Source organism: Nocardioides sp. (assembly GCF_036503465.1).
GTDB lineage: Bacteria > Actinomycetota > Actinomycetes > Propionibacteriales > Nocardioidaceae > Nocardioides.
On record NZ_DASXWU010000031.1, the window covers coordinates 26,699 to 45,095 of the forward strand.

At 71.4% G+C, this 18,397-nt stretch carries 17 protein-coding genes and 1 riboswitch; of the genes, 14 read left to right on the forward strand and 3 right to left on the reverse strand.

All coding sequences use genetic code 11. The annotated features are described in order from the left end of the window. The first annotated feature begins 38 nt into the window (after nucleotides 1-38). Nucleotides 39-1,037, forward strand: a complete 999-nt coding sequence (selD, locus tag VGK78_RS04875) for a selenide, water dikinase SelD (protein WP_331526318.1) — start codon at nucleotides 39-41, stop codon at nucleotides 1,035-1,037. An 88-nt stretch (nucleotides 1,038-1,125) separates the two neighbouring features. Here the strand turns inward: selD and VGK78_RS04880 are convergent, their stop codons facing one another. The 3 genes from VGK78_RS04880 to VGK78_RS04890 are packed head-to-tail and all read right to left on the reverse strand — an operon-like array spanning nucleotide 1,126 to nucleotide 5,702. Continuing rightward, nucleotides 1,126-1,686: a DNA starvation/stationary phase protection protein gene (locus tag VGK78_RS04880; RefSeq protein ID WP_331526320.1), complete on the reverse strand. Its 561-nt coding sequence runs from the start codon at nucleotides 1,684-1,686 to the stop codon at nucleotides 1,126-1,128. A 55-nt stretch (nucleotides 1,687-1,741) separates the two neighbouring features. After that, nucleotides 1,742-3,940 (reverse strand): glycosyltransferase, encoded by a 2,199-nt coding sequence (locus VGK78_RS04885; RefSeq protein WP_331526322.1) that lies wholly within the window; start codon nucleotides 3,938-3,940, stop codon nucleotides 1,742-1,744. Between the two features lie 16 nt (nucleotides 3,941-3,956). Next, the gene (locus tag VGK78_RS04890) at nucleotides 3,957-5,702 is read right to left on the reverse strand and encodes an ABC1 kinase family protein (protein WP_331526324.1); all 1,746 of its coding nucleotides are present in this window, start codon (nucleotides 5,700-5,702) and stop codon (nucleotides 3,957-3,959) included. A 95-nt stretch (nucleotides 5,703-5,797) separates the two neighbouring features. On the opposite strand from VGK78_RS04890, the gene VGK78_RS04895 reads away from it, so the two are divergent. From VGK78_RS04895 to gcvP, 13 genes are all read left to right on the forward strand, one after another. After that, nucleotides 5,798-7,210 (forward strand): lytic murein transglycosylase, encoded by a 1,413-nt coding sequence (locus tag VGK78_RS04895; RefSeq protein ID WP_331526326.1) that lies wholly within the window; start codon nucleotides 5,798-5,800, stop codon nucleotides 7,208-7,210. Nucleotides 7,211-7,313: 103 nt separating this feature from the next. Continuing rightward, on the forward strand, nucleotides 7,314-8,672 hold the full coding sequence (locus tag VGK78_RS04900) for a hemolysin family protein (protein ID WP_331526327.1): 1,359 nt from the start codon (nucleotides 7,314-7,316) through the stop codon (nucleotides 8,670-8,672). After that, the gene (locus tag VGK78_RS04905; protein ID WP_331526329.1) at nucleotides 8,669-9,769 is read left to right on the forward strand and encodes a hemolysin family protein; all 1,101 of its coding nucleotides are present in this window, start codon (nucleotides 8,669-8,671) and stop codon (nucleotides 9,767-9,769) included. The genes VGK78_RS04900 and VGK78_RS04905 overlap by 4 nt, the downstream gene beginning before the upstream one ends. 50 nt (nucleotides 9,770-9,819) lie before the next feature. Beyond that, a complete protein-coding gene (locus tag VGK78_RS04910) occupies nucleotides 9,820-10,422 on the forward strand; it encodes a CDP-alcohol phosphatidyltransferase family protein (RefSeq protein WP_331526331.1) in 603 nt (200 codons plus the stop codon). Then, a complete protein-coding gene (locus tag VGK78_RS04915) occupies nucleotides 10,415-11,329 on the forward strand; it encodes a DUF881 domain-containing protein (protein ID WP_331526333.1) in 915 nt (304 codons plus the stop codon). The genes VGK78_RS04910 and VGK78_RS04915 overlap by 8 nt, the downstream gene beginning before the upstream one ends. Then, complete coding sequence (locus VGK78_RS04920; RefSeq protein WP_331526335.1) at nucleotides 11,326-11,658, forward strand: small basic family protein; 333 nt, start codon at nucleotides 11,326-11,328, stop codon at nucleotides 11,656-11,658. The genes VGK78_RS04915 and VGK78_RS04920 overlap by 4 nt, the downstream gene beginning before the upstream one ends. After that, entirely contained in the window at nucleotides 11,651-12,391 is a 741-nt protein-coding gene (locus VGK78_RS04925) for a DUF881 domain-containing protein (protein WP_331526336.1), read from the forward strand. The genes VGK78_RS04920 and VGK78_RS04925 overlap by 8 nt, the downstream gene beginning before the upstream one ends. A gap of 64 nt (nucleotides 12,392-12,455) precedes the next feature. Next, nucleotides 12,456-12,842, forward strand: coding sequence for a glycine cleavage system protein GcvH (gcvH, locus tag VGK78_RS04930; protein ID WP_331526337.1), 387 nt, complete (start codon nucleotides 12,456-12,458; stop codon nucleotides 12,840-12,842). Nucleotides 12,843-12,928: 86 nt separating this feature from the next. Next, nucleotides 12,929-13,444 carry an FHA domain-containing protein gene (locus VGK78_RS04935; RefSeq protein ID WP_331526338.1) on the forward strand — a complete coding sequence of 172 codons (516 nt, stop codon included), beginning with the start codon at nucleotides 12,929-12,931 and terminating at the stop codon, nucleotides 13,442-13,444. Continuing rightward, nucleotides 13,441-14,196 carry a MerR family transcriptional regulator gene (locus VGK78_RS04940; protein ID WP_331526339.1) on the forward strand — a complete coding sequence of 252 codons (756 nt, stop codon included), beginning with the start codon at nucleotides 13,441-13,443 and terminating at the stop codon, nucleotides 14,194-14,196. The genes VGK78_RS04935 and VGK78_RS04940 overlap by 4 nt, the downstream gene beginning before the upstream one ends. A gap of 64 nt (nucleotides 14,197-14,260) precedes the next feature. Then, nucleotides 14,261-14,728, forward strand: a complete 468-nt coding sequence (locus tag VGK78_RS04945) for a bifunctional nuclease family protein (protein WP_331526340.1) — start codon at nucleotides 14,261-14,263, stop codon at nucleotides 14,726-14,728. A gap of 278 nt (nucleotides 14,729-15,006) precedes the next feature. Next, nucleotides 15,007-15,528 (forward strand): MerR family transcriptional regulator, encoded by a 522-nt coding sequence (locus tag VGK78_RS04950; RefSeq protein WP_331526342.1) that lies wholly within the window; start codon nucleotides 15,007-15,009, stop codon nucleotides 15,526-15,528. Nucleotides 15,529-15,702: 174 nt separating this feature from the next. After that, nucleotides 15,703-15,806: riboswitch (glycine riboswitch) on the forward strand. A gap of 135 nt (nucleotides 15,807-15,941) precedes the next feature. Next, on the forward strand, nucleotides 15,942-18,397 hold a 2,456-nt coding region (gcvP, locus tag VGK78_RS04955; protein WP_331526344.1), incomplete at its 3' end, for an aminomethyl-transferring glycine dehydrogenase.

The window sequence follows — 18,397 nt, forward strand, 5'->3', positions numbered from 1 at the left end:
GGTTGTGCGGGTGGCTCGCACGCGGGTACGAACGAGGCATGACGCTCGAGCTGCCGGCCCGCCTGACGCAGTACGCAGCTGGTGGGGGCTGCGCGTGCAAGGTGCCGCCCGGCGAGCTGGACCGGGTGCTCGACGGCCTCACGGCCGGTCGTGCCACCGCCGACCTGCTGGTCGGCGTCGAGAACGGTGACGACGGGGCCGTCGTACGCATCGACGGGGGACGGGCGGTGATCGTCACCGCGGACTTCTTCACGCCGGTCGTCGACGACCTGCGGGACTGGGGGAGGATCGCCGCTGCCAACGCCCTGTCGGACGTGTACGCGATGGGCGGCGAGCCGCTGGTGGCGGTCAACCTGCTGGCCTGGCCGCGGGACGTCCTGCCGTTCGAGCTCGCGGCGGAGGTGCTGGCCGGGGGAGCGGAGGTCGCCCAGGAGGCCGGCTGCCACCTCGCCGGCGGCCACAGCATCGACGACCGGGAGCCGAAGTACGGCCTCGCCGTGACCGGCCTGGGCGACCCCGACCGGCTCCTCCGCAACGACGCCGGTGAGCCGGACCTGCCGCTCACGCTGACCAAGCCCCTCGGCCTCGGCATCCTCAACAACCGGCACAAGGCGACGGGCGAGTCTTTCCCCGAGGTGGTGGAGGTGATGACGGCCCTCAACCGCGACGCCTCACGCGCGGCCCTGGCCGCCGGCGCGTCGTGCGCCACCGACATCACCGGTTTCGGCCTGCTCGGGCACCTGCTCAAGCTGTGCCGCGCGAGCGGCGTCGACGCGGAGATCGACGCTGCGGCGGTCACGTACGTCGAGGGCGCACGGCAGTCCCTGGCCGCGGGGTTCGTCCCGGGCGGCTCACGCCGCAACCTCGACTGGGTGCGGCCGCACGTGGCCGCGCAGGTCGAGGACGACGAGCTGGTGCTGCTCGCCGACGCCCAGACCTCGGGCGGACTCCTCGTCGCCGGGGAGCTGCCCGGTCATCCGGTGGTCGGTCGGCTCCTCCCTCGTGCGGGTGGGGAAGCTCGGATCACCGTGCATTGAGGTTGGGCGGTGAGCCAGCCACGGTTTGCGGGGCGGGGATGGTGCCTGACTCACCGCCGCCCAAGGCCGCGCGAGATGGGCGGTGAGCTCAGGCCCGGCCGGCCGCCTCGGCGGCGCCACGCTCGTCGTCTGCGCCCTCGGTTGCCAGCCGGCCACCCTGGTCCTCCAGGTGCGCCCGGATGAACCAGTGGAACAGCTCGAGCTGCTCGGTCTGGCCGATGATCATGTCCTGGGTCACCAGGTCGATGTCGTCGAGCTCCTCGATGATGGTCCGGTTGGTGCCGATGACCCCGCGGTAGACGAGGTCGAGGGCCCCGAGGTGCTCCTGTGTGCCGGCGCGTCCGAGCGAGTAGTCGTCCCAGTCACGCTCCTTGACGATCGAGCCCGGCGTACCGCTGGGAGATCCACCGAGCGTGGCGATGCGCTCGGCGAGGTCGTCGGCGAAGCCGCGCACCGCCTCGACCTGGGGGTCGATCATCTCGTGGACCGCGATGAAGTGCGGGCCGACGACGTTCCAGTGGACGTGCTTGAGCGTGAGGTGGAGGTCGTTCATCGCGTGGAGCCGCGACTGGAGTCGCGCGATCACGCGCTCGGCGTCCTCACGGCTGAGTCCGGGAGTCGTGTAGTGGATGTCTCGAGAAGTACCCATGGTCCGCCCGTACCCCATGTCCCGCAGAACGTGCGTCCGCGGATCCACGTCGCGATCAGGGGCTCGGCGATGCCGTCGTGGTCGACGTCGTGGTCGTCGTGGTGGTGGGCGCGGTGCTGGTCGTCGTGGTCGTGGTGGTCGGCGCAGTGCTGGTCGGCGCCGACGTCGGAGTGGTGAGGGTCGCACCAGGAGACGTGGGCGTCGGGGTCACCGCGGGGGTCTCGGTCTGCGCCACAGGCGACGGTTGGTGCCCGCGCGCAGGGGTGACCGGGTTGGGGGAGACGGCGCGTTGACCGGCGGGGGACAGCAGGAGCGCAGCCAGTACGACGGTGCCCGCGACGGCGAGGAGCCCGGCCGTGGTGAGGGTCGCCGGATGCGTCCCGAACCGCCGGAACTCGGTACGCCGCCGCTCGGCCAGCTCGGCCGGGAGGCTGGCCCGCTGGGCTCCGAGGCTGTTCAGCGGGGCGCACACGAACGCGGTCGTGGGCCAGACGAGCAGCGCGGCGGTGACGTAGCCACCGAACCCGCCGGCGGCCGCGGACCCGATGATGGCGGCGATCCCGAGCACGGCGAACAGTGACTCGGACAGGTTGCCGCGCACGGCGTCCCAGAAGTGCGCGTCCTCCGCGGTCTTGGGGGTCCGCAGGAACTCCGCCTCCTTCGCGAAGAGCGCCTGGACCGAGGCCCGGGCCACCACGATCGAGGTGGACTGCCAGACCAGGAACGCTCCCATGGCGTCCCGCCAGGAGGCGCCGGTCCCTCGGCGCAGGAGCGCCACCGCGCGCACCAGACCCAGCACGACCAGCAGCGGGATGGCCGCGAGCAGGAACCCGCTCAGCTTGCGGAACAGCAACCCCCCGCCCAGCGCCACGTTGGCCGCGCCGGCGAGCAGGAAGAGGAAGAACACGACCGCGAGCAGGTCGCCGTACCACTGGACGGCACCGGACAGGTACGCCCACCGCTGACCCTGGTCCATCCGGTTCCCGGCCCTGGAGCCGCCCGGCATCATCAACCGCCAGTGACGCCGCAGGATCTGGATGCCGCCGAAGCACCATCGGAAACGCTGGCCCTTCAGCGCCTCGAACGTCAGAGGCATGACGCCTCGGCCGAACGAGCGGTCGACGTGGAGCCCCGACCAGCCGTCGCGAAGCAGCCGCAGTGACAGCTCGGCGTCCTCGGTGATGCACCACTCGTCCCAGCCGCCGGCCCGCTCGAGGGCCTCGCGCCGGATCAGGCCCATCGTGCCGGCGAAGATCGCTCCGTCGCGCTCGTTCCGCGACGGCTGCGACACGGCGAAGAAGTACTTGTAGGAGTAGTACAGGCGTCGGTAGAAGGGCGCCTGCTCCCAGTCGCGGTAGTCCTGCGGGGCCTGGATGAACCCGACCTCCGGGTCGGCGAAGAGCGGGGCGCACGCCGACAGGAAGTCCGGCGCGAGCTGGTAGTCGGCGTCGATCACGCCGATCAGCTCGGTGCGCGGGTCGATCAGCTCCCGCAACGCGTAGTTCAGCGCGCCCGACTTGTACCCGGGCCAGTCCGCGAGGTGCGCGAACTTCAGACCGTGCTCCCGGCACCACGACTCGACGGGGCGCCACAGCGCCTCGTCGTCGGTGTTGTCGTCGATGACGATGACCTCGTACGCCGGGTAGTCGATCGTCAGCAGCGACCGCAGGGTCTCGATCACCATCTCCGGTGGTTCGTTGTACGCCGGTACCTGGAGGCTGACGAACGGCGTGTGGGTGCGCTGCTCCGGCGACGCGCCCTCGGCGACCCGGCGTATCCAGGCCTCTCGGCCGAGTGCGTCGCACAGCTCCCACAGGTAGGCGACGCCGAGGAAGCCTGCGAACGCCTCCATCACCCACAGGATCAGCGCGCCGACCGTGCCGAAGATCCCGAGGTCGCTGACGAAGGTCCACCAGATCATGTACGCGAGGTAGGCGGCGAAGAGGTAGCAGGTCGCGGCCCAGGCGACGTGTGCACGGGCGCTCCAGTGGCGGGTCGCCGGCAGCCACACGACGCTGAACGCGAGCAGGCCGGCCGCCCCGGCGATCGTGTTCGCGCGGGTGACTCCCAGCAGGTGCAGGAAGCCGGCGGTCAGGGCTGCCAGCACCACGGAGGCGAGCGCCGAGACGACCAGTCGCCTGCCCGACGACCAGGCCCCGGCGGAGCCGGAGGAGGTGCGCATGGCGCGGGTGAACAGGGCCAGCGTCGCCAGCGGGGCGGAGAACAGCCCAGCTAGGAGGAAGGCAGCGAGCACGGAAACTCCTCTTGCGTCATAGGCGGGGAACGTCTCGTCGGTCGCGCAGCTCGGTCCGGGCCACCTTGCGGTCGGTGATCACGATCCACGCGACCAGCGCGACCCCACCGAGGATCGCGATGGCGAACAGGACGATGGCGACCGCGGGATAGCCGAGGACCCGGTGGTCCGTCGGCACCTGCGTCAGCAGTGAGGCACCGAGGATCGTCGCGGCGATGACGACACCCAGGGTCAGCCGGTTGGCGAGCCGCTGGAGGACCGTGTGCAGGCGCTCCTCGTCCAACGCGTCCACCCGGATCCGCAGCTCGCCGTCCGCCAGGCTGTCCATGATCCGGTTGGCGCGCCGCGGCAGGTGCGCCGTGAACTCCTTGGCGTCGAGCGCCGCGGTGATCAGGTCTCCGGGCGACGTCTTCAGACCGCCGCGCAGGATGGACTCGACGTTCTCCCGGATCGCCTCGGCGGGCGCGAAGCCGGGATCGAGGTGCTCGGTGGTGCGGTCCAGGTTGAGCAGGGCCTTGCCGACCAGTGACATCTCCGGCGGTGGTCTCAGACCTCGGGTCCCCGACACCCGGCTGAGCTCGACCAGGACCCCGCCCACCCGCAGCTCGGGGCCTTCGGCCACGGCCTCCGAGACCAGGTGCGACACGTCGTCGCGGAAGGCCATGGGGTCGTAGTTGTCCAGCGGCTGACCCATCTCGGCCAGCACCCGCGCCGCCTGCTCGCCGTTGTCGTCGCCGATCGCGACCAGCAGCCGCACGACCTTGTCCTGCAGCCGTGGAGGGACCGACGTGACCATGCCGAGGTCGAGCACCGCGAGGCGGCCGTCCTCGGTGAGGAGGAGGTTCCCGGGATGCGGGTCCGCGTGCAGGAAGCCCTCGACCAGGATCGAGCGGAGGTACGCGCGGAAGAGCTGCTCGACGATCGGCCCCGGGTCGAGATCGGTCAGACCGAGTGGACCGACGTCGGTGACCTTCCTGCCGTGGATGTAGGACATCGTGAGCACCCGTCCGGTGGTCAGCTCGAGGACGGGTTCGGGCACCAACAGCCGGTCGTGGCGGTGGGTCAGCTCGCCGAACCGGATCAGGTTGCGCGCCTCCCGGCGGTAGTCGAGCTCGAGGGTCAGGGATCGCTCGAACTCGTGGAGGAGGCGACGGAAGCCGTAGGTGCGACCCACGCCGGTGCCCTTGTCGGCGAGCGCCGCCAGCCTGGCGAGCGTCGCCATGTCCTCACGGACGTCCTCGCGGGCGCGAGGCCGCTGGATCTTGACCGCCATCTCGCGCCCGTTGCGCAACGTCGCGCGATGGACCTGCCCGAGCGAGCCCGCGGCCACGGGCACGTCGTCGAAGTCGGCGTACAGGTGCCTGACCTCGGCGCCGAGCTCCGCCTCGATCAGGGCGTGGACCTCCCGGGCGGGGAACGGCTCGTTCTCGTCCTGCAGCCGGCTCAGCGCCGTCGTGTACGCCGGAGGGAGGAGGTCGAAGCGGGTCGAGAGCAGCTGCCCGAGCTTGATGTACGTCGGGCCCATGGCCTCGAGGTCGGCGGCGAACGCCTCGGCCTGGTCGGTGGTCTGCTGCGAGTCGCCCGCGGGCTCGGAGGCGTACTCGTCGAGTCCCGCGCCCGACACCAGGTCCGAGCGGCCGTGGCGGAGGAGCAGGCGGACGATCGCGGCGTACCGATGGGCGCGAGAGTCCTCGGCCGGCGTGTCTCCCGGCAGGCGTGACCCGCGCATGAACCACGCCGTACCCGATCGGGCGCTCCGCATGACATCACCATCACCAGGGCGTCCAGGCCGTCACCAGGTCGTGACCCCGGCCGGGGTGGGCATCCCCGGAGGCAGCGACTACCGTCGGAGACACGATGTACGGGGGTGCAGCGAGAGCTCGGGCCACGACGTGGGCGCGCCGCCTGCGCCGCGAGTCGCTGCGCGCCGGCATCACCGCGAGCGCGGTGGCCGTCCTGGCGGCGGCTCTCGTCGCCGGTGGGCGCGAGCCGTCGCGTGAGGTGCTGGCGAAGGCGCCCGGCCCCCCTCCGGCTCCGACCGTCACCGCGCCGACGCCGCCCCCGGTCCACCTGCCCGACCCCAGCGGCCGCGCGATCCACTCACCGGCCTCACTCTCCCGAACCGCACCTCAGGCACCCGTTCGCGCCCAGAGCATCCCCGAGGTGGCCCTGGCGGCATACCAGCGGTCCGCTGCCGTGATCGACGCCGCGGACCCGTCCTGCGGACTCGACTGGGCCCTGCTCGCGGCCATCGGGCAGGTCGAGTCCGACCACGGGCAGGTGGGCGGCAGCAGCCTGGACCGGCACGGCATTGCCCGCCCGCCGATCATCGGGCCGCGTCTCGACGGCCACCACGGCACCTCACTGGTCCGAGACACCGACCGCGGCCGGCTCGACGGCGACCGTCGGTTCGACCATGCGGTCGGACCGATGCAGTTCCTCCCGGCGACCTGGGCCGCGGTCGCGGTGGACGGCGACGACGACGGACGCCGAGACGTGCAGGACGTCGACGACGCATCCCTCGGCTCGGCGGTCTACCTGTGCGCCGACCACGACGACCTGTCGACGAGGTCGGGGATGCGGACCGCGTTGCTGCGCTACAACCACAGCCAGGCGTACGCCGCGCGGGTCATGGCGATCGCCCGGGCCCTCCGCACCAGCAACCTCTACCAGGGGCCGACGGAGGTCTCGGTGCGCTCGATCAGCTTCACCGGCACGCTCCACCTGCACCAGCTCGGCGAGCACGCCCATCACCAGTCGGACACCCATCGGCACCGGCACGACGGCGACCACACGACGTCCGGCCCCAGCCTGCAGGCCGATCACCAGGGCCCGGTGATCGCCGACCCGATCCCGCCGGACGGCCAGACCTCCGGGCCCGCCACGTCGCCGACTCCCACGCCCACACCGACCCCGACGCCGACCCCGACCCCCACACCGACCCCGACGCCGGCACCCACGCCGACGCCGACGCCGACGCCGACGCCCACGCCGACGGAGCCCGCGCAGCCACCGATCATCCCCGACCCCCTGCCGGCCGAGCTCGTCGGCTTCAGCCCGGAGCAGGTCCAGGCGTACGACGCCGCGTGGGCCTTCTGCTACGACGACCTCGCACTCACCGCCGGCTGGTCGTCCGACCAGCAGACACGGGACGCCCTCACCCGGTGCCTGGCGGAGCAGGTGTCTGTGCCGCTCGACGATTCCGGTCTGCTCGCCTTCGTGGCCTGGGTGGCCGTCTACGAGGACGGCGCCACCGACCCCACCCGGTAGAGTCTCCGGACAGCCAGCCTCCGAGTCCGAAGGACCCCGAACCGCCCATGGACGGCTCTGACAGTCGCCCCTCACCCGATCCCTCCGACCGCTCGGCTGTGACGTGCTGACCGCCTGGCTCCTGCTGGGGGCGTCGGTGCTGCTGGTGGTCGCCGCCGGCGTCTTCGTCGCGGCCGAGTTCTCGTTCGTCACCGTCGACCGGTCCAAGGTCGCCCAGGCGGCCGAGGAAGGGGACGCGCCCGCAGCCGGAGTGCTGAAGGCCCTGCGGTCGTTGTCCACCCAGCTGTCGGGCGCCCAGGTCGGGATCACGATCACCAACCTCGCGATCGGCTTCCTGGCCGAGCCCGCCATCTCACGACTGATCTCCGGCCCGCTGGGCTCGGCAGGGATGCCGGAGGGCGCCGTCGACCCGACCGCGGTGGCCATCGGCCTCACCCTCAGCTCGGTGGTGACGATGATCTTCGCCGAGCTCGTGCCCAAGAACCTGGCGATCGCGCGTCCCTTGAAGACCGCGAGGGCGACCCAGCGCTTCCAGCGGATCTTCACCGCGATCATGACCGGACCCATCCGGGTGCTCAACGGCTCGGCCAACGCCATCGTGCGGCGGCTCGGCATGGAGCCGCAGGAGGAGCTCCGGTCCGCCCGGTCGTCCACCGAGCTGGCATCCCTGATCTCCCGATCGGCCGACGAGGGCACCCTCGACCCCGACACGGCCGAGCTGATGGAGCGTTCGGTGGAGTTCGGCACCCGGACCGCGGGCGAGATCATGACCCCGCGGGTCCGCACGGTCAGCCTCGAGGCCAACGACCGGGCCTGGGCGGTGATCGAGCTCGCCCGGCAGACCGGGCACTCGCGCTTCCCGGTGCTCGACCCCGAGGACACCGTCATCGGCACCGTCCACGTCAAGCACGCCGTGGCGCTCCCGATCCCGGAACGCCACACCACCAAGGTCAAGCACCTGATGACCCGGCCGATCGTGGTGCCGGACTCGTTGAGACTCGACCCGCTGCTCGCGCTGCTGCGCCAGGAGGGCCAGCTCGCAGTGGTCCTAGACGAGTACGGCGACCAGGCCGGCATCGTCACCATCGAGGACGTGATCGAGGAGATCGTCGGCGACATCGCCGACGAGCACGACCGGCTCGGCGCCCGGGGGCGCCGGCGGGCCGACGGCTCCTGGACCCTCTCGGGGCTGCTCCGCCCCGACGAGGTCGAGGACCTGACCGGGATCGAGCTCCCCGACCACGAGGACTACGACACCATCGCCGGGCTCGTCCTCCAGGTGCTCGGACGCGTGCCCGAGCGGGGTGACGTCGCCGAGGTCCCGGTGCCCGACCGCACCGACCCCGATCAGCCCGAGCGCCAGCGACTGGCCGTGCTCACCGTGGAGCACATGGACGGGCTGCGCATCGACCGGCTCTCGCTGCGGCTGCTCGGCGCCCCCGCCGATGAGGACCACGCGTGAGCACCACGACGTCCGTCGTCCTCGCCGTGTGCCTGCTCCTGGGCAACGCGTTCTTCGTGTCGGCCGAGTTCGCCCTGGTCTCGGCCCGGCGCACCCAGATCGAGCCGCGAGCCGAGCAGGGTTCGCGGTTCGCGCGCACCACGCTGCGCGCGATGGAGAACATGTCCCTGGTCATCGGCGTCAACCAGCTCGGGATCACGGTCTGCTCACTGGTGCTCGGTGCCGTCGCCGAGCCCACGGCCGCCCGCCTGCTCGAGCCGGTGCTGCACGCCGTACACGCTCCCGGGTCGCTGCAGCACCCGATCGCCTTCGCGGTCGGGCTCGCGGTGGTGGTCTACCTGCACGTGGTGCTCGGGGAGATGATCCCGAAGAACATCGCACTCGCCGGGCCGGACCGTGCGGCGCTGGTGCTCGGCACCCCGATCTGGGCCATCGTGTCGGTGGCTCGTCCGGTCATCGTCTGCGTGAACGCCGTCGCGTCGGGAGTGCTGCACCTGCTCGGCGTCCGGCTGATGGACGAGGTCAGCTCGACGTACACCCGCGAGGAGGTCGCGGCGCTGGTCGAGGAGTCACGCGGCGAGGGCCTCCTGGAAGAGGGGGAGTACGACCGGTTGTCGGGGGCGCTGGGCTTCACCGAGAAGACGGTCGAGACCGTGCTGATGCGGCCCGAGACCCTGCAGACCGTACGCCGCGGCTCGAGCGGAGCCGACGTCGAGGCGCTGTGCGCCGCGACCGGCTTCAGTCGCTTCCCGGTCGTCGGGGACGAGGGGGAGCTGGTCGGGTACCTGCACATCAAAGACGTGCTCGAGACCGACGAGAGTCGTCGTACGCGTCCGGTCGAGGACAAGTGGATCCGCCCCTTCGCGCCCGTCCGCACCGACGACCTGCTCCACGACACGCTGGAGAAGCTGCAGCGTCGCGGTGCGCACATGGCCCGCGTCGTCGACGCGGAGGGGGCCACCCTGGGCGTGGCCACGCTCGAGGACGTGATCGAGGAGCTGGTCGGCGAGATCCGCGACAGCGCCCACCTGGAGACATCGGCACCCGCGGCCACCGGTGAGCGCGGTAGCGAGGGGTCCCGGGGGCGCGCCGGATAGGGTGTGCCCGGCGGTTCTGACGATCCTGGGCGGGGAAGGTGCAGACGGCAGTGGCGGACGAGGCGGCACGCGATGACGCACGCGTGTGGACCGTTCCCAACGCGCTGAGCTTCCTGCGGCTGCTCGGGGTGCCGCTCTTCCTGTGGCTGGTCCTCGGGCCCGAGGCGGACGGGTGGGCGCTCGGCGTTCTCGCGGCGTCCGGCATCACCGACTACCTCGACGGCTACCTCGCCCGACGGCTGCACCAGACCTCGCGGCTCGGGCAGGTGCTGGACCCGGTGGCCGACCGGCTCTACATCCTTGCCGTGGTGATCGGTCTCGCCCTGCGCGACATCGTCCCGTGGTGGTTCGCGGTGATCCTGCCCCTGCGCGACGCGTTGCTCTGGGGTCTGGTGCCGATCCTGCGCACCCGGGGCTACAGCGCCCTCCCGGTGCACTTCCTGGGCAAGGCCGCGACGTTCAACCTGCTCTACGCGTTCCCGCTGCTGCTGCTCGGCGACGGCACCGGTGCCACCGCCACCCTGGCCAAGGTGTTCGGCTGGGCGTTCGCCGGCTGGGGCATCGGCCTGTACTGGTGGGCCGGCGCCCTGTACGCCTACCAGGTCTACCGGCTCGTGAAGACGACCGATCGGCGGGTGGTGGCCCGTGGCTGAGCCTGTGCCCGAGGCACCCGCCCCTCGCCGGCCCGGACGTGGAGACGACGAGAAGGCGCTGCCCGACCACGTGACGGTCCCGCTGCTCACGCTGATCACGCAGCGCTCCCTCGACGCCGACTACGAGCACGTCGCAGCTCGTCGTCGGGCGTCCGGGCAGACGGTCGCCCAGCACCCGGTGCCACGTCGTACGGCGGCCCTGGTGCTGCTGGCGTTCGGGCTGCTGGTCACGGTCGCCGCGGTCCAGACCAGCCGCAACGCCGGCGCCAGCAACGCCAGTCGCGAGAGCCTCATCGAGCAGGTCAACCTGCGCCGGGAGGGCCTCAGCGACGTCCAGCGCACCCTCAACCGCGAGGAGTCGCAGCTGTTGTCGCTGAAGAGCAGCTACAACGACCTGACCACCGAGACGAAGGCCGCCCAGGCGCATCTCGAGCGCCTCCAGGCGCGCGCCGGCTTCGCGCCGGCGCACGGTCCGGGGATCCAGGTCACCGTGAACAGTGCTCCGGGCAGTGCCGGCGCCCAGCTGGTGCGTGACTCCGACCTCACCCTGCTCACCGACGCGCTGTGGGTCGCGGGTGCGGAGGCGATCAGCGTCAACGGCCACCGGCTGACGGTGCTCAGCGCCTTCCGCAACGTCGGGGTCGGGGTCCTGCTGAACTCCCGGCCGATCAACCCGCCGTACGTCTTCGACGTGATCGGGAACCCCGACCGCATGCCCGCCGCGCTGCTCTCCAGCTCGATCGGGGAGAAGTGGTACGCGCTCAAGGACAGCCTCGGGTTCCGGTTCGACGTCCGCAACGGCGGGACGATGACGCTGCCGGCGGCCGAGCCCGAACGGCTCCGGTCGGCGCAGGTCGCCGGCCCGGACACCGGCCACACACGCACGCAGGGGGACAGCGCGCCATGATCGCGGCACTCGGCCTACTGATCGGAGTCGTCCTCGGGTTGATCTTCACCCCGGACGTGCCGCCCGGACTCGACCCCTACCTCCCGATCGCGGTGGTGGCGGCCCTCGACGCCGTCTTCGGCGCCCTGCGCGCCTACCTGGAGGGGATCTTCGACGACAAGGTGTTCGTCGTCTCCTTCTTCTCCAACGTGGTGATCGCGGCCGCGATCGTCTACCTCGGCGACAAGCTCGGCGTCGGTGGCCAGCTGTCGACCGGGGTGATCGTCGTCCTCGGCATCCGGATCTTCTCCAACGTCGCCCAGATCAGGCGGTACGTGTTCCATGCCTGACCAGCCCCAGGGATCGGCCGACGAGGTCGGCCGGCAGCGGCTGCGCCAGGCACTGGTGCGGCCGTCGCGCGGCCAGCTGATCGTCGGCGTCCTCCTGGCCGCCCTCGGGTTCGCGGCGATCACGCAGGTGCGCACGAACAACACCGACAACACCTACGCCGGCTATCGCGAACAGGACCTCGTCGACGTGCTCTCCGGCCTCGCCGACGCCTCGCAGCGGGCACAGACCGAGATCAACCGCCTCGAGGCGTCGCGACGAGACCTCGAGCAGAACAAGCAGGCCCAGAGCGCGGCGCTCGCCGCCGCCCAGAAGCAGGCGGAGGAGATGAGCATCCTGGCCGGCGCCGTGCCGGTGACCGGGCCCGGCATCCGGCTGACCGTCACCGAGGGGCCGCGCCCGGTCGACGTCAACGCGGTCCTCGACGCCATCGAGGAGCTTCGATCGGCGGGGGCCGAGGCGATGCAGCTGAACGGCCAGGTGCGTCTGGTTGCGCAGAGCGCCGTCGAGTCCGCACCCGGCGGGCTGCGCGTCGACGGGACGCTGCTGACGTCGCCGTACGTCCTCGACGTCATCGGTGACCCGCACACCCTCAGTGGCGCCCTCAACCTGGTCGACGGCCCGATCGCCGAGTTCAAGGACGCGGGAGCCACGGTGGACCTCGAGGAGCGCGACTCCCTCGACATCACCGCCGTGCGGGAGCAGTCCGCGCTGCAGTACGCCCAATCCCGGTGAGCCCGGGTAACGTGCCGACAGGCACGGCCCGGCCCGTGACCGAAGCCCACACCAAGGAGAGCCCGTGTATCCCGACGACCTGAAGTACACCCAGGAGCACGAGTGGGTCCGCAACCCCGGCGAGAGCGAGGGGTCGGTGCGGGTCGGGATCACCCACTACGCCCAGGACCAGCTCGGCGACATCGTCTACGTGTCGCTTCCGGCCGTCGGTGACGCCGTCACGGCGGGAGCCGCGTGCGGTGAGCTCGAGTCGACGAAGTCGGTGAGCGACGTCTACGCCCCTGTTGACGGCGAGGTGGTCGCCGTCAACGAGAGCCTCGACGCCACTCCCGAGCTGGTGAACAGCGACCCGTACGGCGGGGGCTGGCTCTACGAGCTCACGCCGACGGACGCCGGTGCCGTCGACTCGCTGATGGACGCCGCGGCGTACCAGGGCACCCTGGGCGAGTGACCTCGACGGGATGGTCGTGCCTGATAGGTTCGGGACAACCATCAACCTCAGCCCTTCCCTGAGGGTTGGACAGGAGACGATCACCGATGCCGTACTGCACCAACTGCGGCAAGGCGAACCCGGACGACGCGCGCTTCTGCTCGCAGTGCGGCACCCGCCTCGCGGGTGACGGTGCTCCTGCCCCGCAGGGTGCGGACTCGACCGCCACGATCAGCATCGCCGGATCCGAGCGGGCGGAGATCTCCTCGGACCGTCAGCTCAACCCGGTCGACGCCGCTGCCGTGGACGCGCTGCCGGTCGGATCGGCACTGCTCGTGGTGCAGCGCGGACCGGGCGCCGGGAGCCGGTTCCTGCTCGACAAGGACGTGACCACCGCCGGGCGTCATGCCGACAGCGAGATCTTCCTCGACGACGTGACCGTCTCGCGTCGCCATGCCACGTTCACCCGCGAGGGCGGCACCTTCACCGTTGCCGACGCGGGCAGCCTGAACGGCACCTACGTCAACCGGGATCGCATCGACACCGTCGTCCTCAAGGACACCGACGAGGTGCAGATCGGCAAGTACCGCCTCGTCTTCTTCCAGGGCCACGAGAACCCGTGACCGACGCTCGGGCGACGAGGACGGGTGCGGCCGCCGCCGGAGGACGCGTCCGACACAACATCGGGGAGGTGCTCGACCTTCTGCGCCCGGACTTCCCGGGCGTGACGATCCCGAAGATCCGCTTCCTGGAGGACAAGGGCCTGGTCAAGCCCGAGCGCACGCCGGCCGGCTACCGGAAGTTCTCCACCGAGGACGTAGACCGCCTGCGCTACGTGCTCCGGATGCAGCGCGACCACTACCTGCCCCTGCGGGTCATCGGTGAGCACCTGGACGCCATCGACCGCGGCCTCGAGCCGCCCCCGATCGAACCCGTCGTGCCGACCGTCCCCACCGTCGCCCTCGCCGCCGACGGGATGCCCTCAGCCGAGTCGTTCACCAGACGCGACCACCTGCGGCTGTCGCGCAAGGAGCTGCTCAAGATCGCCGAGATCTCCGAGGACCTGCTCACCCAGCTCGAGCAGTTCGGTCTGGTCACGCCGCGTATCGGCACCGGGCACTACGACACCGACGCGCTCGTCATCGCGACCACGGCTCGAGAGCTGGCCGAGTTCGGCCTCGAGCCGCGTCACCTGCGCGCGTTCAAGACCGCCGCCGACCGCGAGGTGGGCCTGGTCGAGCAGGTGGTCGCACCGCAGAAGCGGGGGAGGGACGCGTCGGCGCGGGGCCGGGCGGAGGAGACCGTCAGCGAGATCGCGGCCCTGTCGGTCCGCCTGCACGCGACCCTGGTGAAGGCGGGTCTGCGCGGCCGCTGAGCGGGTCGTCGGCGTCGTTCCGTCGGCCTTCGGGCCCGCTCGTGCCCGGAGTAGTGTGGGCGACATGCGCGAGGTCGACGTCCTGGGTGTCCGGGTGGAGATGCCGTCGAACAGCCCGATCGTGCTGCTCCGAGAGGTCGAGGGACAGCGCTACCTCCCCATCTGGATCGGCGCGGTGGAGGCCACCGCGATCGCGTTCGCGCAGCAGGGCGTCGTACCACCGCGTCCGCTGACCCACGACCTGCTCAAGGACGTGCTGGAGTCCACCGGCAACCAGCTCAGCGAGGTCCGGATCACCGAGGTCAAGGACAACATGTTCTTCGCGACCCTGGTCCTCGCGTCGGGGGTCGAGGTGAGCGCGCGGCCGTCCGACTCGATCGCGCTGGCGCTGCGGACCGGCAGCCGCATCCTGTGCGCCGAGGAGGTTCTCGCCGAGGCCGGCCTGGACGCCCCCGCGGAGCAGGAGGACGAGGTGGAGAAGTTCCGCGAGTTCCTCGACCAGGTCTCGCCGGAGGACTTCGAGACCCGCTGACCGGATGCCACGTGGGGGTTGCCGTCACCCTCAACCTGAGGCTGAGGGTTCCGACACGCCGGGTTCCTCTTTGACGGGGGTGCGGCTCGGGCTTACCTTGAACTGTCCTCGTTGTAACTCCACCGATGTGGCTTGCGCCGTACGGTTTCCCCAGGAGTTCCTGCACGCGAGGTAGCCGACGGAGGTCGTAGGTGAACGACAACGAGCAGCACCGGACGGATGCCCGGGGCGAGGAGACCGAGGCCGCGCGGGCGGCCGAGGCCGCGGAGGAGCAGGGCCTGCTCTTCGCCGACGACGTCTCGCCGTTGCCCAGCGACACCGGCTACCGCGGTCCGACCGCGTGCAACGCCGCCGGGATCACCTACCGGCAGCTGGACTACTGGGCCCGCACCGGTCTCGTCGAGCCGTCCGTGCGCAGCGCGACCGGCTCCGGCTCCCAGCGGCTGTACTCCTTCCGCGACATCCTGCTGCTGAAGGTGATCAAGCGGCTTCTCGACGCCGGCATCTCCCTGCAACAGATCCGCACCGCGGTCCAGCACCTGCGCGCCCGGGGCACCGACGACCTGACCCGGGTGACTCTGATGAGCGACGGCGCCTCGGTCTACGAGTGCACCAGCAACGACGAGGTCATCGACCTGCTCCAGGGTGGCCAGGGCGTCTTCGGCATCGCCATCGGGGGAGTCTGGCGCGAGATCGAGGGCACCCTCTCCGAGCTGCCGAGCGAGCGCACGGCCGAGGAGGACGCCCTCTCCCACGCGAACGACGAGCTCGCGGCCCGTCGCGCCCGCAAGCTGGGCTAGGCGGCGACGGCCCGAATTCCCCGCCTGAGCGGGGGATTCGACACTTGTTGGCCCAGATTTCCCCCTACAAGTGCCAACTTCCCCGCCGGAGCGGGGAATTCGACGAGCCACCCGATGACCGGCGGGCCGGAAACGCAGGTCGGCTGAGACAGCGCGTTAGAGTAGGTCCGCTGACGATCCCGCACGGGAGAGTCTTCGCCGGGTGAGAGCCCGGACCGGAGCGCCGAAGGGGCAAATCCTCCCCGGAACCTCTCAGGCGCCAGGACCGTGCGGGGCAGGCAACTCTGGAGGACCGGTTCCGGCTCGACAGAGGGGGAGGCGAATCTGACACATCTGTCGAGGAGCCACCCGTGAGCCAGCAACCCACCTTCGCCGACCGACACCTCGGTCCTCGCGCGGACGACGTCGCCCGGATGCTCGAGACCGTCGGGTTCGACTCCCTCGACGACCTGATGGCCGCGGCCGTTCCCGCCACCATCGCCTCGCGCACGCTCGATCTCCCCGAGCCGTTGTCGGAGTACGACGCAGCGCGGGAGCTCCGCCGCCTCGCCGCGCTGAACCGGCCGGCCGAGTCCATGATCGGCCTGGGGTACCACGCGACGATCACCCCGGCGGTGATCCGGCGCAACGTGCTCGAGGACCCCAGCTGGTACACGGCGTACACCCCCTACCAGCCCGAGATCTCGCAGGGGCGGCTCGAGGCGCTGCTCAACTTCCAGACCGTCGTCGGCGACCTGACCGGCCTGCCGACCGCCAACGCCAGCCTGCTCGACGAGGGCACCGCGGCGGCCGAGGCGATGACCTTGGCCCGACGCGCCCGGCGTACCGCGACCGGGCCGTTCGTCGTCGACGCGGACGCGCTCCCACAGACGATCGAGGTCGTCCGCACCAGGGCCGACGCCATGGGCATCGAGGTCGTCGTCGCCGACCTCGCCGCGGGACTGCCGGAGGGTGACGTCTCCGGCGTGCTGGTGCAGTACCCCGGGGCCTCCGGCCGGATTCTCGATCCCCGCCCCGTCATCGAGTCGGTGCACGAGCGCGGAGCGCTCGCGGTGGTGGCCGCCGACCTGCTCGCGCTCACCCTGCTCGAGGCACCCGGGGAGCTGGGCGCCGACGTCGTCGTCGGGTCGTCGCAGCGGTTCGGCGTGCCGATGTTCTACGGCGGCCCGCACGCGGGCTACATGTCGGTCGCGTCGGGCCTCGAACGACACCTGCCCGGCCGGCTGGTCGGCGTGTCCGTCGACGCGGCGGGCCGGCCGGCGTACCGCCTCGCCCTGCAGACCCGCGAGCAGCACATCCGGCGGGACAAGGCGACCTCCAACATCTGCACCGCGCAGGTCCTGCTCGCTGTCGTCGCCTCCATGTACGCCGTGTACCACGGCCCCGACGGGCTGCGCGGCATCGCCGAGCGGGTCAACGACAGTGCCGGCCGGCTCGGGGCGATGCTCCGCCGAGGCGGGGTCGAGGTCGTCCACGAGAGCTTCTTCGACACCGTCCTGACCCGGGTGCCGGGGCGCGCGGCCGAAGTCGTGACGGCTGCCCGAACCCTGGGCGTGCACCTGCGGCACGTCGACGACGACCACGTCGGGGTGAGCGTGGGGGAGACCTTCGGGCCGGCGAGCCTCGGTGCGGTGCTGCGGGCGTTCGGGGCCTTCGAGGAGGGCCACCACCTCCTGTCCGGCCCCGACACGATCCCGTCCGAGCTGCGCCGCTCGACGCCGTACCTGACCCACGAGGTCTTCAGCGCGCACCGCAGCGAGACCCAGATGCTGCGCTACCTGCGCATGCTCTCGGCCCGCGACTACGCGCTCGACCGAGGCATGATCCCGCTCGGCTCGTGCACGATGAAGCTGAACGCGACGACCGAGATGGAGCCCGTCTCGATGCCGGGCTTCGCCGACCTGCACCCCTTCGCGCCGGCCGCCGACGCCGAGGGCTACCGCGAGCTGATCGGGCAGCTGGAGTCGATGCTGGCCGAGGCCACCGGGTACGGCCGGGTCTCCATCCAGCCGAACGCCGGCTCGCAAGGTGAGCTGGCCGGCCTGCTGGCGATCCGCGGGTACCACCGCGCCAGCGGCGACGACCAGCGCGACGTGTGCCTGATCCCGTCCTCCGCGCACGGCACCAATGCCGCCTCCGCGGTGATGGCGGGCATGCGCGTGGTCGTGGTCGGGGCGGCGGAGGACGGGTCGGTCGACCTCGACGACCTGCGCCGGCTCTGCGACGAGCACGGCGAGCGCCTGGCCGCGATCATGGTCACCTACCCGTCGACGCACGGTGCCTACGAGAACACGATCACCGAGCTCTGCACGATCGTGCACGAGGCCGGTGGCCAGGTGTACGTCGACGGCGCGAACCTGAACGCGCTGCTCGGCCACGCCCGGCCGGGCGAGTTCGGTGGCGACGTCTCCCACCTCAACCTGCACAAGACCTTCTGCATCCCCCACGGCGGCGGGGGTCCCGGCGTCGGCCCGGTCGCGGTGCGGGAGCACCTCGCGCCGTACCTGCCCACGCACCGGCAGCACCCTGACCCGGAGAAGCGGGAGGGCACCGGCGCGATCAGCGCCGCGCCGTACGGCTCGGCGGGGATCCTGCCGATCTCCTGGGCGTACATCCGGATGATGGGCGCCGACGGTCTGCGCCGGGCGACCGCGACGGCCGTGCTCTCGGCCAACTACGTCGCGGCGCGGCTGGACCAGGCCTACCCGGTGCTCTACAAGGGGCACGGCGGGCTGGTCGCCCACGAGTGCATCCTGGACCTGCGCGGGCTGACCAAGTCGTCGGGCGTGACGGTGGACGACGTCGCCAAGCGCCTCATCGACTACGGCTTCCACGCCCCGACGATGTCGTTCCCGGTCGCGGGCACGCT

What these genes read in the sequence shown, in the direction of transcription:
- VGK78_RS04920 (WP_331526335.1), top strand. Translation starts at nt 11,326, where the DNA reads ATGATCGCGGCACTCGGCCTACTGATCGGAGTCGTCCTCGGGTTGATC.
- VGK78_RS04935 (WP_331526338.1), top strand. Translation starts at nt 12,929, where the DNA reads ATGCCGTACTGCACCAACTGCGGCAAGGCGAACCCGGACGACGCGCGC.
- selD (WP_331526318.1), top strand. Translation starts at nt 39, where the DNA reads ATGACGCTCGAGCTGCCGGCCCGCCTGACGCAGTACGCAGCTGGTGGG.
- VGK78_RS04895 (WP_331526326.1), top strand. Translation starts at nt 5,798, where the DNA reads ATGTACGGGGGTGCAGCGAGAGCTCGGGCCACGACGTGGGCGCGCCGC.
- VGK78_RS04945 (WP_331526340.1), top strand. Translation starts at nt 14,261, where the DNA reads ATGCGCGAGGTCGACGTCCTGGGTGTCCGGGTGGAGATGCCGTCGAAC.
- VGK78_RS04890 (WP_331526324.1), bottom strand. Translation starts at nt 5,702, where the DNA reads ATGCGGAGCGCCCGATCGGGTACGGCGTGGTTCATGCGCGGGTCACGC.
- VGK78_RS04880 (WP_331526320.1), bottom strand. Translation starts at nt 1,686, where the DNA reads ATGGGTACTTCTCGAGACATCCACTACACGACTCCCGGACTCAGCCGT.
- VGK78_RS04925 (WP_331526336.1), top strand. Translation starts at nt 11,651, where the DNA reads ATGCCTGACCAGCCCCAGGGATCGGCCGACGAGGTCGGCCGGCAGCGG.